This window comes from Streptomyces sp. NPDC058650 (assembly GCF_042717315.1).
Lineage (GTDB): Bacteria > Actinomycetota > Actinomycetes > Streptomycetales > Streptomycetaceae > Streptomyces.
Genome location: NZ_JBHXRL010000003.1, coordinates 1 through 18,773, shown reverse-complemented (window position 1 = coordinate 18,773; position 18,773 = coordinate 1). Strand labels below are relative to the sequence as shown.

The window sequence follows — 18,773 nt, the reverse complement described above, 5'->3', positions numbered from 1 at the left end:
CGGAAAGGATGAGGGGCGTACGGCTCACGCCGCACGCCCCTCATGCCTCACCGCCCACATCTCCGCCCCGTCACACGGTAGGCAACCAGCCCACCTTGCCCGCCAGCAGCCCGTATCCGACGAACGCCACGATGTCGAGCAGCGCGTGCGCCACGACCAGCGGCCCGACCCGCCCCCAGCGCCGGTACAGCAGGACGAAGACCACGCCCATCACCACGTTGCCGAGGAATCCGCCGATCCCCTGGTAGAGGTGGTAGGAGCCGCGCAGTACCGAACTCGCGACGAGGGCCGCCATCGGCGTCCACCCCAACTGCCCGAGTCTGCGCAGCAGATAGCCGACGACGATGACCTCTTCGAGGACGGAGTTCTGCACCGCCGAGAGGATCAGCACCGGATACTTCCACCACACCTCCGGCAAGGACTCCGGCACTACCGTCAGGTTGAACCCGGACGCCCGCGCCGCGAGGTAGAAGGCGAGCCCCGCGCTCCCGATCCCGGCAGCGACGAGCGCCCCTCGCCCCAGGTCGGGCCAGGGCCGGGTCCGGTCGAAGCCGATGGCCCGGAGGCCGACGCCCTCCCGCAGCAGCAGATGGGCGACGAGGACGACCGGCACGAGCGCCGAGGCGATACCGAAGAGCTGCCAGGACAGGTCGAGCCACGGCCGCCCCGGCGCGTACGAGCCGTTGAGCGTCGCCGCCTGCTCCTTCAGCGACCCGGGCCTGGTCAGTGAGCCGATGAAACTGATGAGCGACGACAACGCGCTCGCTCCGAGCGACAGCGCGAGCACGATCAGGGTCTCGGAGCGCAGCACTCTCCGCGGCAGGCCTCCGGGGGGCAGGGAAGCGTCCCTCACGTCTTGCTCCGACACCACACCTGTCTCCACTTCCCGGTCGTGGGCCCATGCCGTTCCGGCAGTCGCGTCCCGCCGCTACTACCTTGACATGATCAGCCATGCCCGGGGCGGCCGCCCCGGACCGACGCCCGGAGCGAGCGGGGCAGGCGTCAGCCGATCCCCACGGGCCAGGTGTGCACCGGCTCGCCCTCGTGCATCAGCGTCCGGTAGCGGCGGGTGGTCGCGGCGAGCGCCGCCTCCCGGTCGAGGCCCGAATCCAGCGCCTGGTGGAAGGTGTCGGCCTGCCAGGAGGCCCCGTTCACCTTCCGCAGACAGCGCTGCTCGATCACCCCGAGGTAGAAGTCCCGGTCCGCCGGCTCGATGTGCCAGGCGTCCAGTCCGGCCGCGGCGAGCGGCAGCAGCTCGTCGAGGACGAGACGTACCGCCGGCAGGGTCGCGACGCCGCCGGCGCGGCCCGGGCGGGGCCAGCGCAGCTCCGCCTCGATGCCGTGGCGGCAGGCCGTGTCGAAGTTGGCCTCCGCGTCCTCGAAGGCCATCCGCTTCCAGACCGGCCGCGGTTCGTCCGCGAGCGAGCGCACGAGCCCGTAGTAGAAGGCCGCGTTCGCGATCACGTCGGTCACGGTCGGCCCGGCGGGCAGTACCCGGTTCTCCACGCGCAGGTGCGGGACCCCGTCGACCCAGCCGTACACGGGCCTGTTCCAGCGGTAGACCGTGCCGTTGTGCAGGACGAGTTCCTGGAGTTTCGGCACCCCGCCCTCGTCGAGGACGAGGAGCGGGTCCTCCTCGTCGCAGATGGGGAGGAGGGCCGGGAAGTAGCGGAGGTTCTCCTCGAAGAGGTCGTACACCGAGTCCACCCACCGCTCCCCGAACCAGGTGCGCGGCCGGACGCCCTGGGACTGCAGCTCGGGCGGCCTGGTGTCGGTGGCCTGCTGGAACAGCGGCGGCCGGGACTCGCGCCACACCTCACGGCCGAAGACGAAGGGCGCGTTCGCACCGAGGGCGATCTGGACGCCCGCCACCGCCTGCGCCGCGTTCCATACGGCGGCGAACCTGGCCGGCGTGACCTGGAGGTGCAGCTGCACGGAGGTGCAGGCGGCCTCCGGCACGATCGACTCCGAGGTGCACGTGAGCCGTTCGACTCCGTGGATGTCGAGGGTGAAGTCCTCGCCCCTGGCCGCGAGGATCTGGTTGTTGAGGAGCGCGTAGCGGTCGGCGGCCGACAGGTTCTCGAAGACCAGGTCGCTCTGGGCGAGCGTGGGGAGTATGCCGATCATGACGACGCCGGCGTCGAGTTCCGCGGCCTTGCGGTCGGCATATCCGAGTCCGGTGCCGATCTCTTCGGCGAGCCGGTCGAATACCCTGCCGCCGAGCCGGTGGGGAGCGATGTTCACTTCCAGGTTGAACAATCCGAGTTCCGTCTGGAAATCGGAGCTCGCGATCCTTTCCAGAACCGGTGCGTTGAGCATCCGGGGCAGCCCGTCGGCACCGGCGAGATTGAGTTCGATCTCCAGACCCATGAGATTGCGGGGCCGGTCGAACCTCTTCTCCGCCAGCAGCCTCGCGAGCCCCGCGAGACACTGCTGGAGCTTTCTCCGGTACTGCTGTCGGTCGGCCGGGCCGAACCCGTCCGCGTCGACCTTCTCCCCCATCGAAGCCGTCCCTCCCACCGTGGGCAGCCGCGACGACGGCCGCGCGTCACGGACCATGATGCCCACCTCGCTGATCCACAACGCCTGCGGAACGGGGCCGCCGGAGGATAGGCTGGAAGGAGCTCTCCACGGGCACATTCCGAAGGCATGACGCGGTCGACATATACCAATGTCCTATTGTCCCGTGACGGGGGATCATAATTCAGCCGTCCGGCTCGGCGAGGAATACGCAGGTGAGCGCCGCCCGGCCGTCATGATTCCGCTTGAACAGCCTCCGGAATAAGGCCTGATGAGGCCTTGCCAGGAATATCGGCGACGTCTAGCGGAAACACTCTGAGAACACGTGTCGTATAAACTCCGCGGACGAGGCAGAGTGTTGGTGCCCGGTCATGGCCCCATGGCCCCTCTCTGGCCGCGCCGCCGACAGCGCCGTCGTACCTGCCCACGCATCACCGTGTCTCCTGAGTGAGAGGCGACCCACCATGCTCCGACCCTCTCCGGCCCCCGCGCCGGCCCTCCGCAGTGTTCTCGCGGCCCTCGGCTCACCGACCGCCGTCCGCGAGGCCCGAACTCCCGCCCTGCGGGCCGCGCAGGGACCGCTGAGCCCCGAACTCCCGTTGCCCGTACACGTCCTCGGCGTCACGGGAGCACCTGGACGGCCGCCCCTCACCCGGCTCACCGGCTGGCGGTTCCTGATCCGGAACGGGGAGCGGGCGATCGCCGCCGCGGACACCATGCTCACCCCGGACGGCTGGACGTTCTCGCACTTCTTCGAGGGGCCGTACGTCACCGCGACGGAACGGGCCCTGCTCCAGGCCGAGGCGCTGCCCACCCCGTACCAGCCCCGGCTGCTCTCCGTACCCGAGCTCTACATGCTGACGCTCTGGCTGCACGCCGAACCGGAGGCGGACGGCACGACCGACGCCCCGGCCGCGGCCGATCTCCTGGTACCCCTGGCCCCCGCGCCGCCGGGGATCGCGGCCTACCGGCCCTACCAGGTCGCCGACCTCCTGCCCGTGCTCAGTACGCGTCTCGCGCCGCCGCCCCTCCTGGGCTCGGCCGCGCCCGCCTGATCCACCCCTCCTACGGCTCCCGCCCCGTGGCCCGCCCGGGTCACGGGGCGCACTGCTGTCCGAGGACCGGGCCCGAACGGCCCTACCGAACGCCGCTCCCGTACGGACTAGCCCGCTCGGACCACCCCGAACCACCCGAAGAGACGGTGCTCTTGACCTGAACCGCCCCTGCGGGTGATGCGTCTTCCCCGGAGAGGACGAGCTGCCGCGAAATACCTGCGGAAGACCGTCCATGGGGCAAGACTGGGACCGGAACCGAACCGACCGACGGGGGCGGCGATGAGCGCGAAGAGCCGCAGGACATCCACCACGACGCAGCGAAAGAACCCACCCATGTGCCAGCACCAGCCTGCCTGTCCCACCGCCGACTCCAACGACCGGGAGGCGGCCCGCCTGATGGCACACCATCCGGAACAGGGCTGGAGCCTGCTGTGCAACGGCGTCCTGCTCTTCGAGGACACCGGTGAACTGCTGCCGGACGGGCAGATCATCGCCCCGCACCGGCCACTGACGGCGGGACGGGTGACGACCGCGGCCTGAGCACGCGGAGATCACCGTACGAGGGAGAAACGCCGAGGGCCGGCCCGGAGGAGATCCTCCGAACCGGCCCTCTGCTCGTGCTCAGCTACTCACCGCCTCAGCGGATCAGGCGTCGTACTCGTCCATCGGCGGGCAGGAGCAGACCAGGTTCCGGTCGCCGAAGGCGCCGTCGATGCGACGGACCGGCGGCCAGTACTTGTCGGCGGCCGAGACACCGGCCGGGAAGACCGCCTCGTCACGGGTGTACGGGTGGCTCCACTCGCCGCCCAGCGCGGCCGCGGTGTGCGGGGCGTTGTGCAGCGGGTTGTCGTCGGCGGGCCACACGCCCGAGGCGACCTTCTCGATCTCCGCGCGGATCGCGATCATCGTGTCGCAGAAGCGGTCGAGCTCGGTGATGTCCTCGGACTCGGTGGGCTCGATCATCAGCGTGCCGGCCACCGGGAAGGACATCGTCGGCGCGTGGAAGCCGTAGTCGATCAGACGCTTGGCGATGTCGTCGACCGTGACGCCCGTCTCCTTCGAGAGCGGACGCAGGTCCACGATGCACTCGTGGGCGACCAGACCGGCCGGACCGGTGTAGAGCACCGGGAAGTGCGGCTCCAGGCGCTTGGCGATGTAGTTCGCCGCGAGCACGGCGACCTGCGTGGCGCGCTTGAGGCCCTCGCCGCCCATCAGGCGCACGTACGACCAGGAGATCGGCAGGATGCCGGCGGAGCCCCACGGGGCCGCCGAGATCGGGCCGACGCCGGTCTCCGGGCCCGCCGTGGGCTGGAGCGGGTGGTTCGGCAGGTACGGGGCGAGGTGCGCACGCACACCGACCGGACCGACACCGGGGCCACCGCCACCGTGCGGGATGCAGAAGGTCTTGTGCAGATTGAGGTGCGAGACGTCGCCACCGAACTTGCCCGGCTTCGCGAGCCCGACCAGCGCGTTGAGGTTGGCACCGTCGACGTACACCTGACCGCCGGCCTCGTGGACCTCGGCGCAGATGTCGGCGACGTGCTCCTCGAAGACGCCGTGCGTGGACGGGTAGGTGATCATGAGCACGGACAGCTCGTCGCGGTACTGCTCGATCTTGGCGCGCAGGTCCGCGATGTCGACCTCGCCGTCGTCGGCGGTCTTGACGACGACGACCTTCATGCCGGCCATCACCGCGGAGGCGGCGTTGGTGCCGTGCGCGGAGGACGGGATGAGGCAGACGGTGCGCTGGAGGTCGCCGTTGGCGCGGTGGTAGGCGCGGACGGCCAGCAGGCCGGCCAGCTCGCCCTGCGAACCGGCGTTGGGCTGGATCGACACCTTGTCGTATCCGGTGACCTCGGCGAGGCGCTCTTCCAGCTCGGTGATGAGCGTGACGTAGCCCTGCGCCTGGTCGACCGGGGCGAAGGGGTGGATCTGGCCGAACTCGGGCCAGGTCACCGGCTCCATCTCGGTCGTCGCGTTCAGCTTCATCGTGCAGGAGCCGAGCGGGATCATGCCGCGGTCGAGCGCGTAGTCGCGGTCGGCGAGCTTGCGCAGGTAGCGCAGCATCGACGTCTCGGAGCGGTGCGCGTGGAAGACCGGGTGGGTCAGGTACGCGTCGGAGCGCAGCAGCCCGGCGGGCAGCGTGTCCTCGGCGGTGGCGTCCAGGGCCTCGACGTCGCCGTCGACACCGAAGGCGCCCCAGACGGCGGCGAGCTGCTCGCGTCCGGTGGTCTCGTCACAGGAGATCGAGACGAGATCGGCGTCGACGCGGTAGAGGTTCACCCCGGCGTCGCGGGCGGCGGCGACGACCTCGTCGGCCTTGCCGGGCACCCGGACGGTGAGGGTGTCGAAGTACGAGCCGTGCACGACCTCGACCCCACCGGCGGTGAGACCCGCGGCGAGGATCGTGGCGTACCGGTGGGTCCGCTGCGCGATCCCCTTCAGCCCGTCCGGCCCGTGGTAGACGGCGTACATGCCGGCCATGACGGCGAGCAGCACCTGAGCCGTACAGATGTTGCTGGTGGCCTTCTCGCGGCGGATGTGCTGCTCGCGGGTCTGCAGGGCGAGGCGGTACGCGCGGTTCCCGTCGGCGTCGACGGACACACCCACCAGGCGACCGGGCAGCGAGCGGGCGTGCTTGTCCTGGACGGCCATGTAACCGGCGTGGGGACCGCCGAAGCCCATGGGCACGCCGAAGCGCTGCGTCGTACCGACGGCGATGTCCGCGCCCAGCTCGCCGGGCGAGGTGAGCAGGGTCAGCGCGAGCAGGTCGGCGGCGACGGTGACGATGGCGCCGAGCTCGTGGGCCTGGTCGACGGTGGCCTTGATGTCCCGCACGGCACCGGAGGCGCCCGGGTACTGGATCAGCACACCGAAGACACCACGCGCGGCGATCTCGGAGGGAATCCCGTCACTGAGATCCGCGACGACGACCTCGACACCGGTCGGCTCGGCGCGGGTCTCGATGACGGCGATCGTCTGCGGCAGGGCATCGGCGTCGACGAGGAAGACGCCGTTCTTGACCTTGCCAACGCGCCGGGACAGGGACATGGCCTCGGCGGCGGCGGTGCCCTCGTCGAGGAGGGAGGCGCCCGAGGTGGGCAGACCGGTCAGGTCGGCGACCATGGTCTGGAAGTTGAGCAGCGCCTCCAGACGCCCCTGCGAGATCTCGGGCTGGTACGGCGTGTAGGCGGTGTACCAGGCCGGGTTCTCCATGACGTTCCGAAGAATGACCGGAGGCGTGAAGGTCCCGTAGTACCCGAGGCCGATCATCGGGGCGAGGACCTGGTTGCTGTCGGCGAGCGTGCGGAGCTCGGCCAGCACCTGGGCCTCGGTGCGCGCGGCCGGCAGGCCCAGCGCCTCGGCGTTCTTGATCACGTCCGGCACCGCGGCGGCGGTGAGCTCGTCGAGCGAGCCGTAACCGACCTGAGCGAGCATCTTGGCCCGCGCCTCGGCGTCGGGCCCGATGTGCCGCTGCTCGAACGGGATGCCCTGTTCGAGCTCGGAGAGCGGAATGCGGTTGGCAGTCATGTACGGAGGCCTCCTGGTCGTCACGACCTGCGAGGGGCACCACGGCGCGGGTACCCGGACGGCCTCCCCCTCTGTCATCTCAACCTGAGAGTTTCACCGGCACGCCTCGCGGCACGCCGGCTTTCACCGTCGGTGAGAGCGCATGCCGTGGACACCGCTCTGCTTTCCAGAGTGACCTCGTCCGCGCGGTACAGGGGCCTGAGAGATTCCGGGGAGGATTTGCTCCTTCGGCGCCCTCCGGAAGGTTTCTCCGGGGGACTCTCCCGCACAGGGTCGACAGCCACAGCCAGCCTACCAGCGAGGTTGCGGCTCCCATCGCTCAAGTGGCCGACATCCCAGATGTGCACTTTCGTAGGGGTGTAGAGCAGTTGCGACCAGTTGGAGGGACCGTGCAGACCGACATCGATCCGCGCAGCCTGATCGGCCGCAAGGCGTTCGACCGGAACGGACACAAGATCGGAACCGTGGACGAGGTGTACCTGGACGACGCGACCGGCATCCCGGAATGGGCCGCGGTCCGCACCGGCCTGTTCAGCCGGGACGCCTTCGTCCCCCTGGAGCCGAGCGACCTCCTGGACGACGGCCTCCACATCCCGTTCGAACGCGCGCTCATCAAGGACGCCCCGGACTTCGGCGTGGGCCGCCACCTCTCCCCCGAGCAGGAGCTCCAGCTCTACCGCCACTACGACCTCACGCTCCCACCCCCGCCCCAGAACCCCCAGGACACCGACTTCGGCCACCTGGCAGGCCAAGAGGGTCCCTGACCCCGAGGCGCGCCTCCCGAGCAAACCCACAGCCGCCAAGGCGCGAACCCCCACGGGAAACCCGCACCTCCGCCCACCCCACCGCACGAGCGGCGCGGTCGGTAACCCCAGCCCGGCCGCGAGGCCGGGCGCACACCCCACCCCCGACACCCGACAACCGAGTCACGTCCCCGCCGGACACTCCCCCCGCACCAAGGGCAACGGCTCCGAAGGCTCCAGTTCCGGATCGTCCACCGAGAACGTCCGCACCCGCCCCGGCGCCGACCACGGCTCCTCGAACCGCACCGTGACCCGCCCGACCCCGCTCCCCTGCACCCACCCCGCCCCGTGCACCGCGTGCCGTACGTCGTGCCCGGGCGCCCACCGCCGCTCGACGGCGGCGGCAACGGCCCCGGCGGACTCGCGCGCGTCCGCCACACCATCGGCACCCGCACCGCCCCCCGCCGACTCCACGGCCGCCACCGCGACCGCCGCACGCTCCTCCTCGGCCTGGGCGAAGAGATCCTCCTGCGTGTAGTCCGCGAGCCCGCTCACGCCCACCCCGAGCAGCCGCACGCCCCCGGTCGTGTCGACCGCCTCCAGGAGCCGCCCGGCGGCCTCCCGCACGACCACCGGGTCGTCCGTCGGCCCCCGCAGCGTCTCGGACCGGGTCAGCGTCGAGAAGTCGTACCGCCGCACCTTGAGGACGATGGTCCGTCCCGAGTGCCCCGAGGCCCGCAACCGCGCCACGCACCGCTCGGCGAGCCGCTCCACCTCGGTCCTGATCCGCACCCGGTCGTGCAGGTCGACGTCGAAGGTGTCCTCGACCGACACCGATTTGGCGTCCCGCTCGGCCACCACGGCCCGGTCGTCGTGCCCCTGGGCCATCCGGTACAGCGAGGCCCCGTGCGCCCGCCCCAGCAGCCGTACGAGCTCGTCCTCGCCCGCCTCGGCCAGGTCGGAGACCGTGGTCATCCCGGCACGCCGCAGATGCTCCCCGGTCGCGGGCCCGACGCCGGGCAGGATCCGCACCGACCGGGGCCCGAGCAGCTCCCTCTCGGTCCCCGGCACGATGAGGACCAGCCCGTCGGGCTTGGCCTCCTCGGAAGCGATCTTCGCGATCATCTTCGACCCCGCGAGCCCCACCGACCCCGTCAGCCCCGTCGTCGCCAGGATGTCGGCCCGCAGCCGCTCGCCGACGACCCGCGCGCCGGCGCTGTCGTCGGCGAGGCCCCCGGCCTCCAGGTCCACGAAGGCCTCGTCGAGGCTGAGCGGCTCCACGAGCGGCGAGAGCCGCCCGAGGAGCTCCATGACCTGCTCACTGATCGACCGGTAGAAGGCGAAACGCGGGACGAGATACGCGGCGTTCGGCGCGAGCCGTCGCGCCTGGCCCATCGGCATGGCCGAGTGCACCCCGAAACGGCGTGCCTCGTACGAGGCGGTGGCGACGACTCCGCGCGGCCCGAGGCCCCCGACGACCACGGGTTTTCCGCGCAGGCTGGGCTTCGCCGCCTGCTCGGCGGCGGCGAAGAACGCATCCATGTCGAGATGCAGGATCGTCGGCGCGGCTCTCACACTTCCGATGCTGCCCCATGCCACTGACAACGGGGCGGCAACCACCCGGGGCCGCCGCCACCGAAAGCGCCACAGGAACAACACCCAGAACGGCCAAGGGCCCCCAGGGGGTACTGCCCGCCACCAAGGGCGGCCCCTCGCAGGGGCGCCCCCTGACAGAGCCGCTCAGACCGCCTTGTCGCGCCGCCGCCTGGCGAGCTCGTCACCCGGGTTGTGCCCGACGAGCGTCTCGCCCGTGTCGACCCGCTCCCCGTGCAGCTGCGAGAGCGCGGCCTCCACGTCCCGCCAGACGACCCCGACGGCGATCCCGAAGATGCCCTGACCGCCCTGGAGGAGGTCGACGACCTCGTCGGGCGAGGAGCACTCGTAGACCGTGGCACCGTCGCTCATGAGCGTCATCCGCTCCAGATCGCGGAAGCCACGGGCGCGCAGGTGCTGCACCGCCGCCCGGATGTTCTGGAGGGCCACCCCGGTGTCGAGGAAGCGCTTGACGATCTTCAGGACGACGACGTCGCGGAAGCTGTAGAGCCGCTGGGTCCCCGAACCGTACGCGGGCCGCACGCTCGGCTCCACGAGTCCGGTGCGCGCCCAGTAGTCCAGCTGCCGATAGGTGATGCCGGCGGCCGCGCAGGCCGTGGGGCCGCGGTAGCCGACCGCGTCACCCGCCGGGCCCGTACTCTCGTCCGCCCCGAAGTCGCCCACACTCCCGTGAAGCGGATACGGACCGGACTCCCCGGACACGCGTCCGAGCGAGCTCCCTGCCGTACCGTCCGCGCTGCTCATCACGCCGACCCTCCGTCCTTGACCTGCCCACACGAAGGTAGGCAGTCACTAGGGGTGCGTCAACGATCGCCACACTCGGCACGCCGAGTGATAATCACCCTGAGAGTGGTTTGCCGTGTCTCTCCCCGGGGAAAGGCTACTCGAATGCTCTGACGGCACCCCGCGAACGGCCCGCACGACCGGCCTCGCAAGCGGCCTCCGGCCGCACGTCTCACTGACTGTTGGTCCCGAAGTCCTCCGGTGAGATCTGGTCGAGAAACTCGCGGAACTTCTCCACCTCGTCCTCCTGCTCGTCCGGGATCGCGATGCCGGCGTCGTCCAGCACACCGTCACTGCCGTAGATCGGCGTTCCGGTCCGCAGGGCCAGTGCTATCGCGTCGGACGGCCGGGCGCTCACCTCGACGCCGCTGGCGAAGACCAGCTCGGCGTAGAAGACCCCGTCACGCAGATCCGTGATGCGGACTTCGGTGAGCTCCTGCCCCACGGCCTCCAGCACGTCCTTGAACAGGTCGTGCGTCAGCGGCCGCGGAGGGGCCATCCCCTGCTGGGCGAAGGCGATCGCGGTCGCCTCACCCGGTCCGATCCAGATGGGGAGGTACCGATCGCCTCCCACTTCCCGTAGGAGCACGATCGGCTGGTTGGAGGGCATTTCCACTCGGACACCCACAACGTCGAGCTCGTTCACACAGCAACCCTAGGACGTGCCCGACCGGTTTGGATAGTCGGGCCCGTCCAAGATCACTGGAGCCGGATGCCCAGAGCGGTCTGCACGAACGCCGCGTGCAGCCTCACGGAGAGCTCGGCGAGCTCCTTCGCGGTGGCCTCCGCATGTGCTCTGGTCTGCGGATTACGGTGCCGGCGCAGCGGCGCGACCAACTGTTCGAGGAGTCCGGCCTCGCGGTCGGCGGCCGCCTTGACGCCCCGCAGGTGCCGGGGCTCGAGACCGAATCTCCCCAGATCCGCGACAAGTCTGGCGATGGTGACGGCTTCCGCGTCGTAGCCGCCATCGCGCACCTCGGCAAGGAGACCGAACGACTCCCACTCGGCGAGCTCGGCCTCGGTGACCTCCGCGGCGGCGAGCAGCTCGGCCCGGCCGATCCGCGTGGCGGTGGGCCGCTCCCCGTCCTGTTCCCAGGGCCCGTCGAGCAGCTCTCCCCGGCGCCCGGGCGCCGGGAGACTGACCTGCTCGCCCCGGGCGAGAGCGTCGAGATGCTCACGGATGACCTTCAGCGGAAGATAGTGGTCCCGCTGCATCCGCAGGATCTGAGCGAGCCGCTCCACGTCCTGCGGGCTGAACTTCCGGTACCCGGACGCCGTCCGCCGGGGCTCCACGAGCCCCTCGGCCTCCAGGAACCGGATCTTGGAGATCGTCACTTCGGGAAATTCGTCGCGCAGCTGGTTCAGCACCGTGCCGATGCTCACCAGCCGGTCGCCCGCGGTGGCGGTGCCGTTTCCGGCACCGCCCGTCGGTGTTCGCAGCATGGACCTTCCCTGAAGGCTTCTCCGAGGCGTCACACGCCCCGCTGGCTCGAATGGAAGACCAGCCGGTACTTGCCGATCTGCACCTCGTCACCGTTGGACAGCACGACCGATTCGATCGGCTCACGGTTGACGTACGTGCCGTTGAGGCTGCCGACATCGGCGACGGTGAAGCTGCCGTCCTGCCCCCGCCGGAACTCGACATGGCGCCGGGAGACGGTGAAGTCGTCCAGGAAGATGTCGCTCTGCGGGTGACGGCCGGCCGTCGTCAGCTCTCCGTCGAGCAGGAACCGGCTGCCGGAGTTCGGCCCCCGGCGCACCACGAGGAGCGCGGACCCCAGAGGCAGGGCCTCCACGGCCGCGAGCGCCTCGGGAGACAGCGACGGCATCTGGGTCTGGCCGGTGACCTCCGCGTCGTACGCCTCGAGCCCCGAGATGGAGATCGTCGACGTCGTCTCGGACGGACGCTCGGCGGCGACCCCGCCCCGCAGCGGCGTGCCACAGTGAGAGCAGAAGCGGCTGTCGGCCGCGTTGCGGTGACCGCACCTCGTACACACCGGCATGGACGCATCCTCCTGCCGCGGCAGCCCCGCGGAGGTCTGTGTCGCGTACGGGTCGGGGGTAAACCCTCCACCCGTACTTGAGGTTGATGGTTCCCCGAAACCTATGCGTCCGGCCCCGGCGGGGTCAACAGAAGACGCGCCCTGCGCGCCCGAAATGTCACCGCCCTGACCGTCGACCTCATCGCGGAAGAGCGGGCGCTCGCCACCCTGCTCCTCGCTCTGGGCGTGGCGCGGCGCGCGGTGCCTGGCGTTGCCGCCGTCCTCGCGTGCGCTCTTGCCGAACAACTTCGCAAACAACTTCACGGGCGATTCCCCTTGACCGAAACAGACCCGCCCGTGGGGCAGGACGAACCGAGATCCATCACACCTGCCGACCCGGACACCTTCACAACGTCCGTATCCTCCGGACAGTTTCCACCACGCACCACCGTTGTGGTGCGCCGACCCCCCGCAACGTCATGCCCTTGTCGCGGGACCCCCTCGTCCCTCGCCTCACTGCGAGGACGACTGAGCGTAGTCAGGCCGCTTCGCGGGTCGCAAGGCGTCGACGACGATCTTCGCCGCCCGCTCCACCGTGGCCGTGGCCTGCTCCTTCTCGAGGGTCTGCACGACACCGCCGGGGATGTTGAGCGCGGGCTCGAGATCCTCCGGCTTGCCGATGACCTTGAAGACGTACGGAGCGGCCACCTTCGTTCCATCGATTCGCATGTCGTCACCGCTACCGGTGAAATAACTGTCCGCGACCACGCGCACACCGTTGACCTGGATCGCCTCGGCACCCGCCGCGCGCAGCTCCTGGATGGCGTCGAGCAGCATGTCGGACTCGACGGCCCCGGTGGGATCGCCGACGGCCAGAGTGATCCCCGGCCCCTCGGCGGCTACCGTGCCGGCCAGGATCCCGAGCTGACGCTCCTTCTCCTGGGTCTGCTTGCGGGCCTCCTCGGCCTGGTCCGAGCTGGACTCGAGCTCGGAGCGCTGCTTCTCGAGCCGCGCCCTCTCGTCCTCCAGGCGCTGCGTGCGGTCGTCGAGCTCGTCGAGGATCCGCACGAGGTCCTCCTGCCGCGCCCCGCGCAGCGCGCTGTTCTCGCTGGTCGAGGAGACCTGGATGGCAAGCCCCAGACCGAGGACGAACAGCAGCAGGGCGACGATGAGCTGGGCCCGGGTGACCCGCGGCGGCCACAGAGCGGCGGCGAGCCTGCGCCGCCCACTCGGCTCGGCCCCGCCGGGAGCGACGGGCGCCTCCACGGCCTGGGCAGCCTCGGCCGCCTCCGCACTCCGGGACCCCCCGGGCTGCTCCGCCGTCCCGCCCGGCTCGGGGCTCGGCGAACTCGGCGAGCTCTTCGGCTCCCGCGAGCTCTGCGGACCCTGAGACCCCTGAGGCCTCTGCGGACCCTGAGGAGTCTGAGGGCCCTGCGGGCTCTGCGGGCTCTGCGGCTCCTGAGGCTTCTTAGGGCTCTGCGGCTCCTGAGGCTCCTGAGGGCTCTGCGGCTTGTCGGGGTTCTCGGGCATCTGAGGGTCCTCGCTCATCGGCCTCACGCCCGGAACACGTGGCGCCGGATGGCGGCCGCGTTGGAGAAGATCCGGATACCGAGCACGACGACTACACCGGTCGACAGCTGCGCGCCCACGCCCAGCTTGTCGCCGAGGAAGACGATCAGCGCGGCCACGACCACGTTCGAGAGGAACGACACCACGAAGACCTTGTCGACGAAGATCCCGTCGAGCATGGCCCGCAGGCCGCCGAAGACCGCGTCCAGGGCGGCGACCACGGCGATCGGAAGATAGGGCTCGACCACCGCCGGCACCTCGGGCCGGACCAACAGTCCGACCACGACTCCGACGATCAGGCCAAGTACGGCGATCACGATGTGCCCTTCCCTGTGTCGGCCGTGGCCCGACCGGACGGCGACGCCGCCCCGGCCCCCCTCGGCTCTGCTGTACGTACGGTCAGGCTCGGCGCGGCCGGCAGGCGTACGTCGCCCTCGGCCGAGATGCTGCTCCTGATCCCGAAGTTCTCCACCAGCGCGTGCAGATACTGTCCGTCGGCGCTGTCCTGGAACGCTGTGCTCAGCCGTTGTCCGTCCCCGATCGCGAGGACGGTGTACGGCGGCACCAGCGGCTTGTTGTCGACCAGTATGGCGTCGCCGGCGGCCCTGATCGCGGACAGCGACGTCAGCCGCTGTCCGTTGATCGAGACGGCCTCGGCCCCGGACTCCCACAGTCCGTTCACCACCCGCTGCATGTCCCGGTCGCGGACCCGGCCCGTGTCGGAGAATCCGCTGCTCTCCCGCGGTCCCCCGCCACCGGTGTCGGTGCCCTTGGCGTCGTCGACGACCAGCTTCACTCCGGGTCCGTGCACCGGCGTCGCGCCCGAAAGCAGGGCGACGAGCTCGGCCTGGTCCCCGCCGTGCTGCTCCAGCGCCTGCCGCTGCCGCTCCCCGACCTCGGTCCGGATCCGCTCGACGTCACGCTCCAGCTGATCGGCCGCCGCGGTCTCCCCGTCGATCCGGTCGATCAGGTCCAGTCGTTCCTTGGCGACCACAGGCGCCGAGATCCGCGCCTCGGCCGCGCCCACCGTCACCACGGCCGCGGCGAGCACGAGGCCCGCGGCGACGCCGAGCTTGGCACGCAGGCTACGGGGCAGCCCACCGCCCTCGGCCTCGCGCCGGGCCGTGGCCTCGGCGTAGCCGTCGTCGAGCGCGTGGTCGATCACGTTGTTCAGCAGCGACATCGACGCGTCCGGACGCGGCGGCGGTGATCCGGTACTCCGAACGGGGGGCTGCTGCGACATGCCGCACATCGTCGCACGTCGGACGGCCCACCACCGAATGGCCCCCGCGACGGGCCGGGAGGCACCCCTGCGGGTGCCTCCCGGCCGTACGGTCCGCCCCGTCAGCGACCTGCGCTGTCGACCACCTCGGTCCACTCGTCGAGCAGGGCCTGCGCGGAGGCGTCGTCGGGACCCTCCGCCCACAGATGGGTGACGGCCTCCGCGGGGTCGGGCAACACCATCACCCACCGCCCGTCGGCCTCGACGACCCGCACACCGTCGGTGGTGTCCACGGACCGGCTGCCCGCCGCCTCCACCACCCGACGCATGACCAGCCCCTTCACGGCCCACGGGGTCGCGATGTCCTTCTTCAGGACGTGGGCACGCGGAATCCGCGCGTCGATCTGGCTCAGCGTGAGCTGCGTCCGCGCCACCAGACCGATGAGCCGCACAAAGGCGGCCGCCCCGTCGAAGACGCTGCTGAACTCGGGCACGATGAACCCACCGCGCCCGTCGCCACCGAAGATCGTCGATTCCTCACGGCCCACTCGCGTGAGGTCGTCGGGCGAGGTCGTCGTCCACTCCACCTGCGTGCCGTGGTACGCGGCGACCTGCTCGGCGATCCTCGTGGTCGTGACGGGCAGCGCGACCCGCCCCGAACGCCGCTCGGCCGCCACCAGGTCCAGCATCACCAGGAGCGCCCGGTCGTCCTCGATGATCCGCCCCCGCTCGTCGACGAGCGAGAGCCGTTCGCCGACGGGGTCGAACCGCACCCCGAACGCCGCCCGCGCCGAGGCCACGATCTCTCCCAGCCGTACGAGCCCGGCCCGCCGGCTCTCGACCGACTCGGTGGGCCGGGACTCGTCGAGCCCCGGATTGATCGTCAGCGAATCGACCTGGAGCCGGCCGAGCAGGCTAGGCAGGACGAGCCCCGCACTGCCGTTGGAAGCGTCCACGACGACCTTCAGCCCCGCCTCCGCGATGCCGGTGGTGTCGACGTTCCGCAACAGCGACCCGGTGTACGAGTCGAAGACACTCGCCGGGAAGGAGAGGTCACCGATCTCTCCAGGGAAGGCCCGCCGGTACTCCTGCCGTGCGAACACCCGGTCGAGCTTCCGCTGCCCGGCCTGCGAGAGGTCCGCCCCGCGCTCGTCGAAGAACATGATGTCCACGGAGTCCGGCACACCGGGCGACGTCCGCACCATGATCCCGCCGGCACTCCCCCGCGCGGTCTGCTGCCGGGCCACGGGCAGCGGCACGTTCTCCAGGTCCCGTACGTCGATGGCGCTGGCCTGCAACGCCGAGATCACCGCCCGCTTCAGCGCGCGGGCACCTCGGGAGTGGTCACGAGCCGTGGTGACGGTCGCACCCTTCTTGAGAGTCGTGGCATAGGCACCGGCGAGACGTACGGCCAGCTCCGGCGTGATCTCCACGTTGAGGATGCCGGACACCCCGCGCGCCCCGAAGAGGTGAGCCTGCCCCCGGGACTCCCAGATGACCGAGGTGTTGACGAAGGCACCGGCCTCGATCGTCTTGAACGGATAGACCCTTACGTTCCCCTGCACGATCGATTCTTCGCCGACCAGGCACTCGTCCCCGATCACGGCGCCGTCTTCGATCCGGGCGGCCCGCATGATGTCGGTGTTCTTGCCGATCACACAGCCGCGCAGATTGCTCTGCTGGCCGATGTAGACGTTGTCGTGCACGACGGCCCTGTGCAGGAAGGCCCCGCTCTTGATCACCACGTTCGAACCGATGACGGTGTGCTCACGGATCTCGGCACCCGCCTCGACCTTGGCGTAGTCCCCGATGTACAGGGGCCCGCGAAGCACGGCGTCCGGATGCACCTCGGCGCCTTCGGCGACCCAGACGCCGGGTGAGATCTCGAAGCCGTCGATGTCGACCTGGACCTTGCCCTCGAGGACATCCGCCTGGGCTTTCACGTAGCTCTCGTGCGTGCCGACGTCCTCCCAGTAGCCCTCGGCGACATAACCGTAGATCGGCTTGCCCTCCTTCATGAGCTGAGGGAAGACGTCACCCGACCAGTCCACCGAAACGTCGGCCGCGACGTAGTCGAAGACCTCGGGCTCCATCACGTAGATGCCCGTGTTCACCGTGTCCGAGAAGACCTGTCCCCAGGTGGGCTTCTCCAGGAAACGTTCGACCTTTCCCTCTTCGTCCACGATGGTGATCCCGAATTCCAAGGGATTCGGGACCCTGGCGAGACAGACGGTGACGAGGGCACCCTTCTCTTTGTGGAAGGCGATGAGATCGGTCAGATCGAAATCTGTGAGCGCGTCCCCCGAGATGACGAGAAAAGCGTCGTCCTTCAACGCTTCTTCGGCATTCTTCACGCTGCCTGCTGTACCGAGTGGTTTCTCCTCGTTGGCGTACGTGAGCTCCATCCCGAGCTCTTCGCCGTCACCGAAGTAGTTCCTGACGAGCGAGGCGAGAAACTGCACGGTGACGACGGTCTCATTGAGACCGTGCCTCTTGAGCAGTCGTAGGACGTGCTCCATGATCGGCCGGTTTGCCACCGGCAGAAGAGGCTTGGGCATGCTCGAGGTCATGGGGCGAAGTCGAGTTCCTTCGCCACCGGCCATCACGACGGCCTTCATGTCGGAAGCGTCCTCCTTGAAGAGACGACGGTCCTGCCGACTTCACCTGTCCGCTCGGTGGCCCTCGGGCGTCCTCGTTCCTGCCGGCGACGTTGCTCGGCACGGGACGGACGGGCTCAATCGGCCGCGGTATCCGCCTTCACGAGTCGACGGACCTGGACCACGTAGAGGATCCCTGCCCACCAATACAGAGTTGTACCCCATCCGGCGAAGGCCCACCCGAAAACTTCGGCGAGTGACGAAAGCCAGCCCGTTCCGTCACTGAGAAGCAGCAACGGGAACGCGTACATCAAGTTGAATGTCGCAGCTTTCCCGAGGAAGTTCACCTGCGGCGGCGGGTAGCCGTGCCGTCGGAGGATTCCCACCATGACCAGCAGCATCGCCTCGCGCGCCAGCAGGGCGGCGGTCAGCCACAGAGGCAGGATCTCGCGCCAGGTGAGCCCCACGAGCGTGGACAGGATGTACAGCCGGTCGGCGGCCGGGTCGAGCAGCCGGCCGAGGTTGCTGATCTGGTTCCAGCGCCGGGCGAGCTTGCCGTCGAGATAGTCGCTGACACCGCTGAGCATCAGGACGAGCAGCGCCCACCCGTCGCTGTTGGGTCCACCGAACTCGGGACGGAGAATGAGCCACAGAAACAGCGGCACGCCGAGAAGACGCGCCATGCTGAGAATGTTGGGGATGGTGAGGACCCGGTCGGTCTGAACGCGAGTCTCCTGGACCTCCACCCGGGGGCCTCCTGCTGGGATGGTGCCGACGTTGCCCCCTGACCCTACCCGCAGCCACGACACGGCGGCGCACAGGGTCCCGGCTGCCGGCAGAACGCAAAAATGCCTCAACCCCCGGACAGAGTCCGGGGGTTGAGGCTAAAAATTGTTCGGCGGCGTCCTACTCTCCCACAGGGTCCCCCCTGCAGTACCATCGGCGCTGAAAGGCTTAGCTTCCGGGTTCGGAATGTAACCGGGCGTTTCCCTAACGCTATGACCACCGAAACTCTATGAAGATATGAACCGCCGCACCACCCAAAGGGGGGCGTGTTCGTTACTTCAGAACTAACACAGTGGACGCGAGCAACTGAGGACAAGCCCTCGGCCTATTAGTACCGGTCAGCTCCACCCATTACTGGGCTTCCACATCCG

The 18,773-nt window shown here is 69.8% G+C and carries 16 protein-coding genes, 1 rRNA gene and 1 riboswitch; of the genes, 3 read left to right on the top strand and 14 right to left on the bottom strand.

Annotated elements, in window-relative coordinates:
- Positions 1-70: 70 nt before the first annotated feature.
- Entirely contained in the window at positions 71-853 is a 783-nt protein-coding gene (locus ACFWWU_RS06150; RefSeq protein WP_384139630.1) for a CPBP family intramembrane glutamic endopeptidase, read from the bottom strand.
- Between the two features lie 149 nt (positions 854-1,002).
- Complete coding sequence (locus tag ACFWWU_RS06145; protein WP_384140622.1) at positions 1,003-2,502, bottom strand: glutamate--cysteine ligase; 1,500 nt, start codon at positions 2,500-2,502, stop codon at positions 1,003-1,005.
- Between the two features lie 482 nt (positions 2,503-2,984).
- Here ACFWWU_RS06145 and ACFWWU_RS06140 point away from each other — a divergent pair, with 482 nt between their 5' ends.
- Together ACFWWU_RS06140 and ACFWWU_RS06135 are read left to right on the top strand one after the other, a co-directional pair.
- Positions 2,985-3,575 carry a hypothetical protein gene (locus ACFWWU_RS06140; RefSeq protein ID WP_384139628.1) on the top strand — a complete coding sequence of 197 codons (591 nt, stop codon included), beginning with the start codon at positions 2,985-2,987 and terminating at the stop codon, positions 3,573-3,575.
- A 333-nt stretch (positions 3,576-3,908) separates the two neighbouring features.
- A complete protein-coding gene (locus ACFWWU_RS06135) occupies positions 3,909-4,115 on the top strand; it encodes a DUF5999 family protein (protein WP_384139625.1) in 207 nt (68 codons plus the stop codon).
- Positions 4,116-4,220: 105 nt separating this feature from the next.
- Here ACFWWU_RS06135 and gcvP read toward each other — a convergent pair whose 3' ends face one another.
- Positions 4,221-7,106: an aminomethyl-transferring glycine dehydrogenase gene (gene gcvP / locus ACFWWU_RS06130; protein WP_384139622.1), complete on the bottom strand. Its 2,886-nt coding sequence runs from the start codon at positions 7,104-7,106 to the stop codon at positions 4,221-4,223.
- Positions 7,107-7,282: 176 nt separating this feature from the next.
- Positions 7,283-7,382, bottom strand: a riboswitch (glycine riboswitch).
- A 113-nt stretch (positions 7,383-7,495) separates the two neighbouring features.
- Between gcvP and ACFWWU_RS06125 the strand changes: the two genes are divergently transcribed.
- On the top strand, positions 7,496-7,870 hold the full coding sequence (locus ACFWWU_RS06125) for a PRC-barrel domain-containing protein (protein WP_384139620.1): 375 nt from the start codon (positions 7,496-7,498) through the stop codon (positions 7,868-7,870).
- 162 nt (positions 7,871-8,032) lie between these two features.
- Here ACFWWU_RS06125 and ACFWWU_RS06120 read toward each other — a convergent pair whose 3' ends face one another.
- From ACFWWU_RS06120 to rrf, 11 genes are all read right to left on the bottom strand, one after another.
- Positions 8,033-9,424 (bottom strand): DNA polymerase IV, encoded by a 1,392-nt coding sequence (locus ACFWWU_RS06120; protein WP_384139617.1) that lies wholly within the window; start codon positions 9,422-9,424, stop codon positions 8,033-8,035.
- Positions 9,425-9,589: 165 nt separating this feature from the next.
- Positions 9,590-10,207: a MerR family transcriptional regulator gene (locus tag ACFWWU_RS06115; RefSeq protein WP_384139614.1), complete on the bottom strand. Its 618-nt coding sequence runs from the start codon at positions 10,205-10,207 to the stop codon at positions 9,590-9,592.
- Between the two features lie 211 nt (positions 10,208-10,418).
- On the bottom strand, positions 10,419-10,892 hold the full coding sequence (locus tag ACFWWU_RS06110) for a bifunctional nuclease family protein (RefSeq protein WP_015032172.1): 474 nt from the start codon (positions 10,890-10,892) through the stop codon (positions 10,419-10,421).
- Positions 10,893-10,945: 53 nt separating this feature from the next.
- Positions 10,946-11,689, bottom strand: a complete 744-nt coding sequence (locus ACFWWU_RS06105; protein ID WP_384139611.1) for a MerR family transcriptional regulator — start codon at positions 11,687-11,689, stop codon at positions 10,946-10,948.
- Positions 11,690-11,718: 29 nt separating this feature from the next.
- Complete coding sequence (locus ACFWWU_RS06100) at positions 11,719-12,660, bottom strand: FHA domain-containing protein (protein WP_384140619.1); 942 nt, start codon at positions 12,658-12,660, stop codon at positions 11,719-11,721.
- 81 nt (positions 12,661-12,741) lie between these two features.
- Positions 12,742-13,758 carry a DUF881 domain-containing protein gene (locus tag ACFWWU_RS06095; protein WP_384139609.1) on the bottom strand — a complete coding sequence of 339 codons (1,017 nt, stop codon included), beginning with the start codon at positions 13,756-13,758 and terminating at the stop codon, positions 12,742-12,744.
- 23 nt (positions 13,759-13,781) lie between these two features.
- Complete coding sequence (locus ACFWWU_RS06090) at positions 13,782-14,114, bottom strand: small basic family protein (protein ID WP_015032176.1); 333 nt, start codon at positions 14,112-14,114, stop codon at positions 13,782-13,784.
- Entirely contained in the window at positions 14,111-15,040 is a 930-nt protein-coding gene (locus ACFWWU_RS06085; RefSeq protein WP_384139605.1) for a DUF881 domain-containing protein, read from the bottom strand. Before ACFWWU_RS06085 ends, ACFWWU_RS06090 begins: the two co-directional genes overlap by 4 nt.
- A 101-nt stretch (positions 15,041-15,141) precedes the next feature.
- Positions 15,142-17,637, bottom strand: coding sequence for a sugar phosphate nucleotidyltransferase (locus ACFWWU_RS06080; RefSeq protein ID WP_384139602.1), 2,496 nt, complete (start codon positions 17,635-17,637; stop codon positions 15,142-15,144).
- A gap of 116 nt (positions 17,638-17,753) precedes the next feature.
- Entirely contained in the window at positions 17,754-18,362 is a 609-nt protein-coding gene (locus ACFWWU_RS06075; RefSeq protein ID WP_024756906.1) for a CDP-alcohol phosphatidyltransferase family protein, read from the bottom strand.
- A gap of 147 nt (positions 18,363-18,509) precedes the next feature.
- A 5S ribosomal RNA gene (gene rrf / locus ACFWWU_RS06070) occupies positions 18,510-18,626 on the bottom strand.
- Between the last annotated feature and the right edge of the window lie 147 nt (positions 18,627-18,773).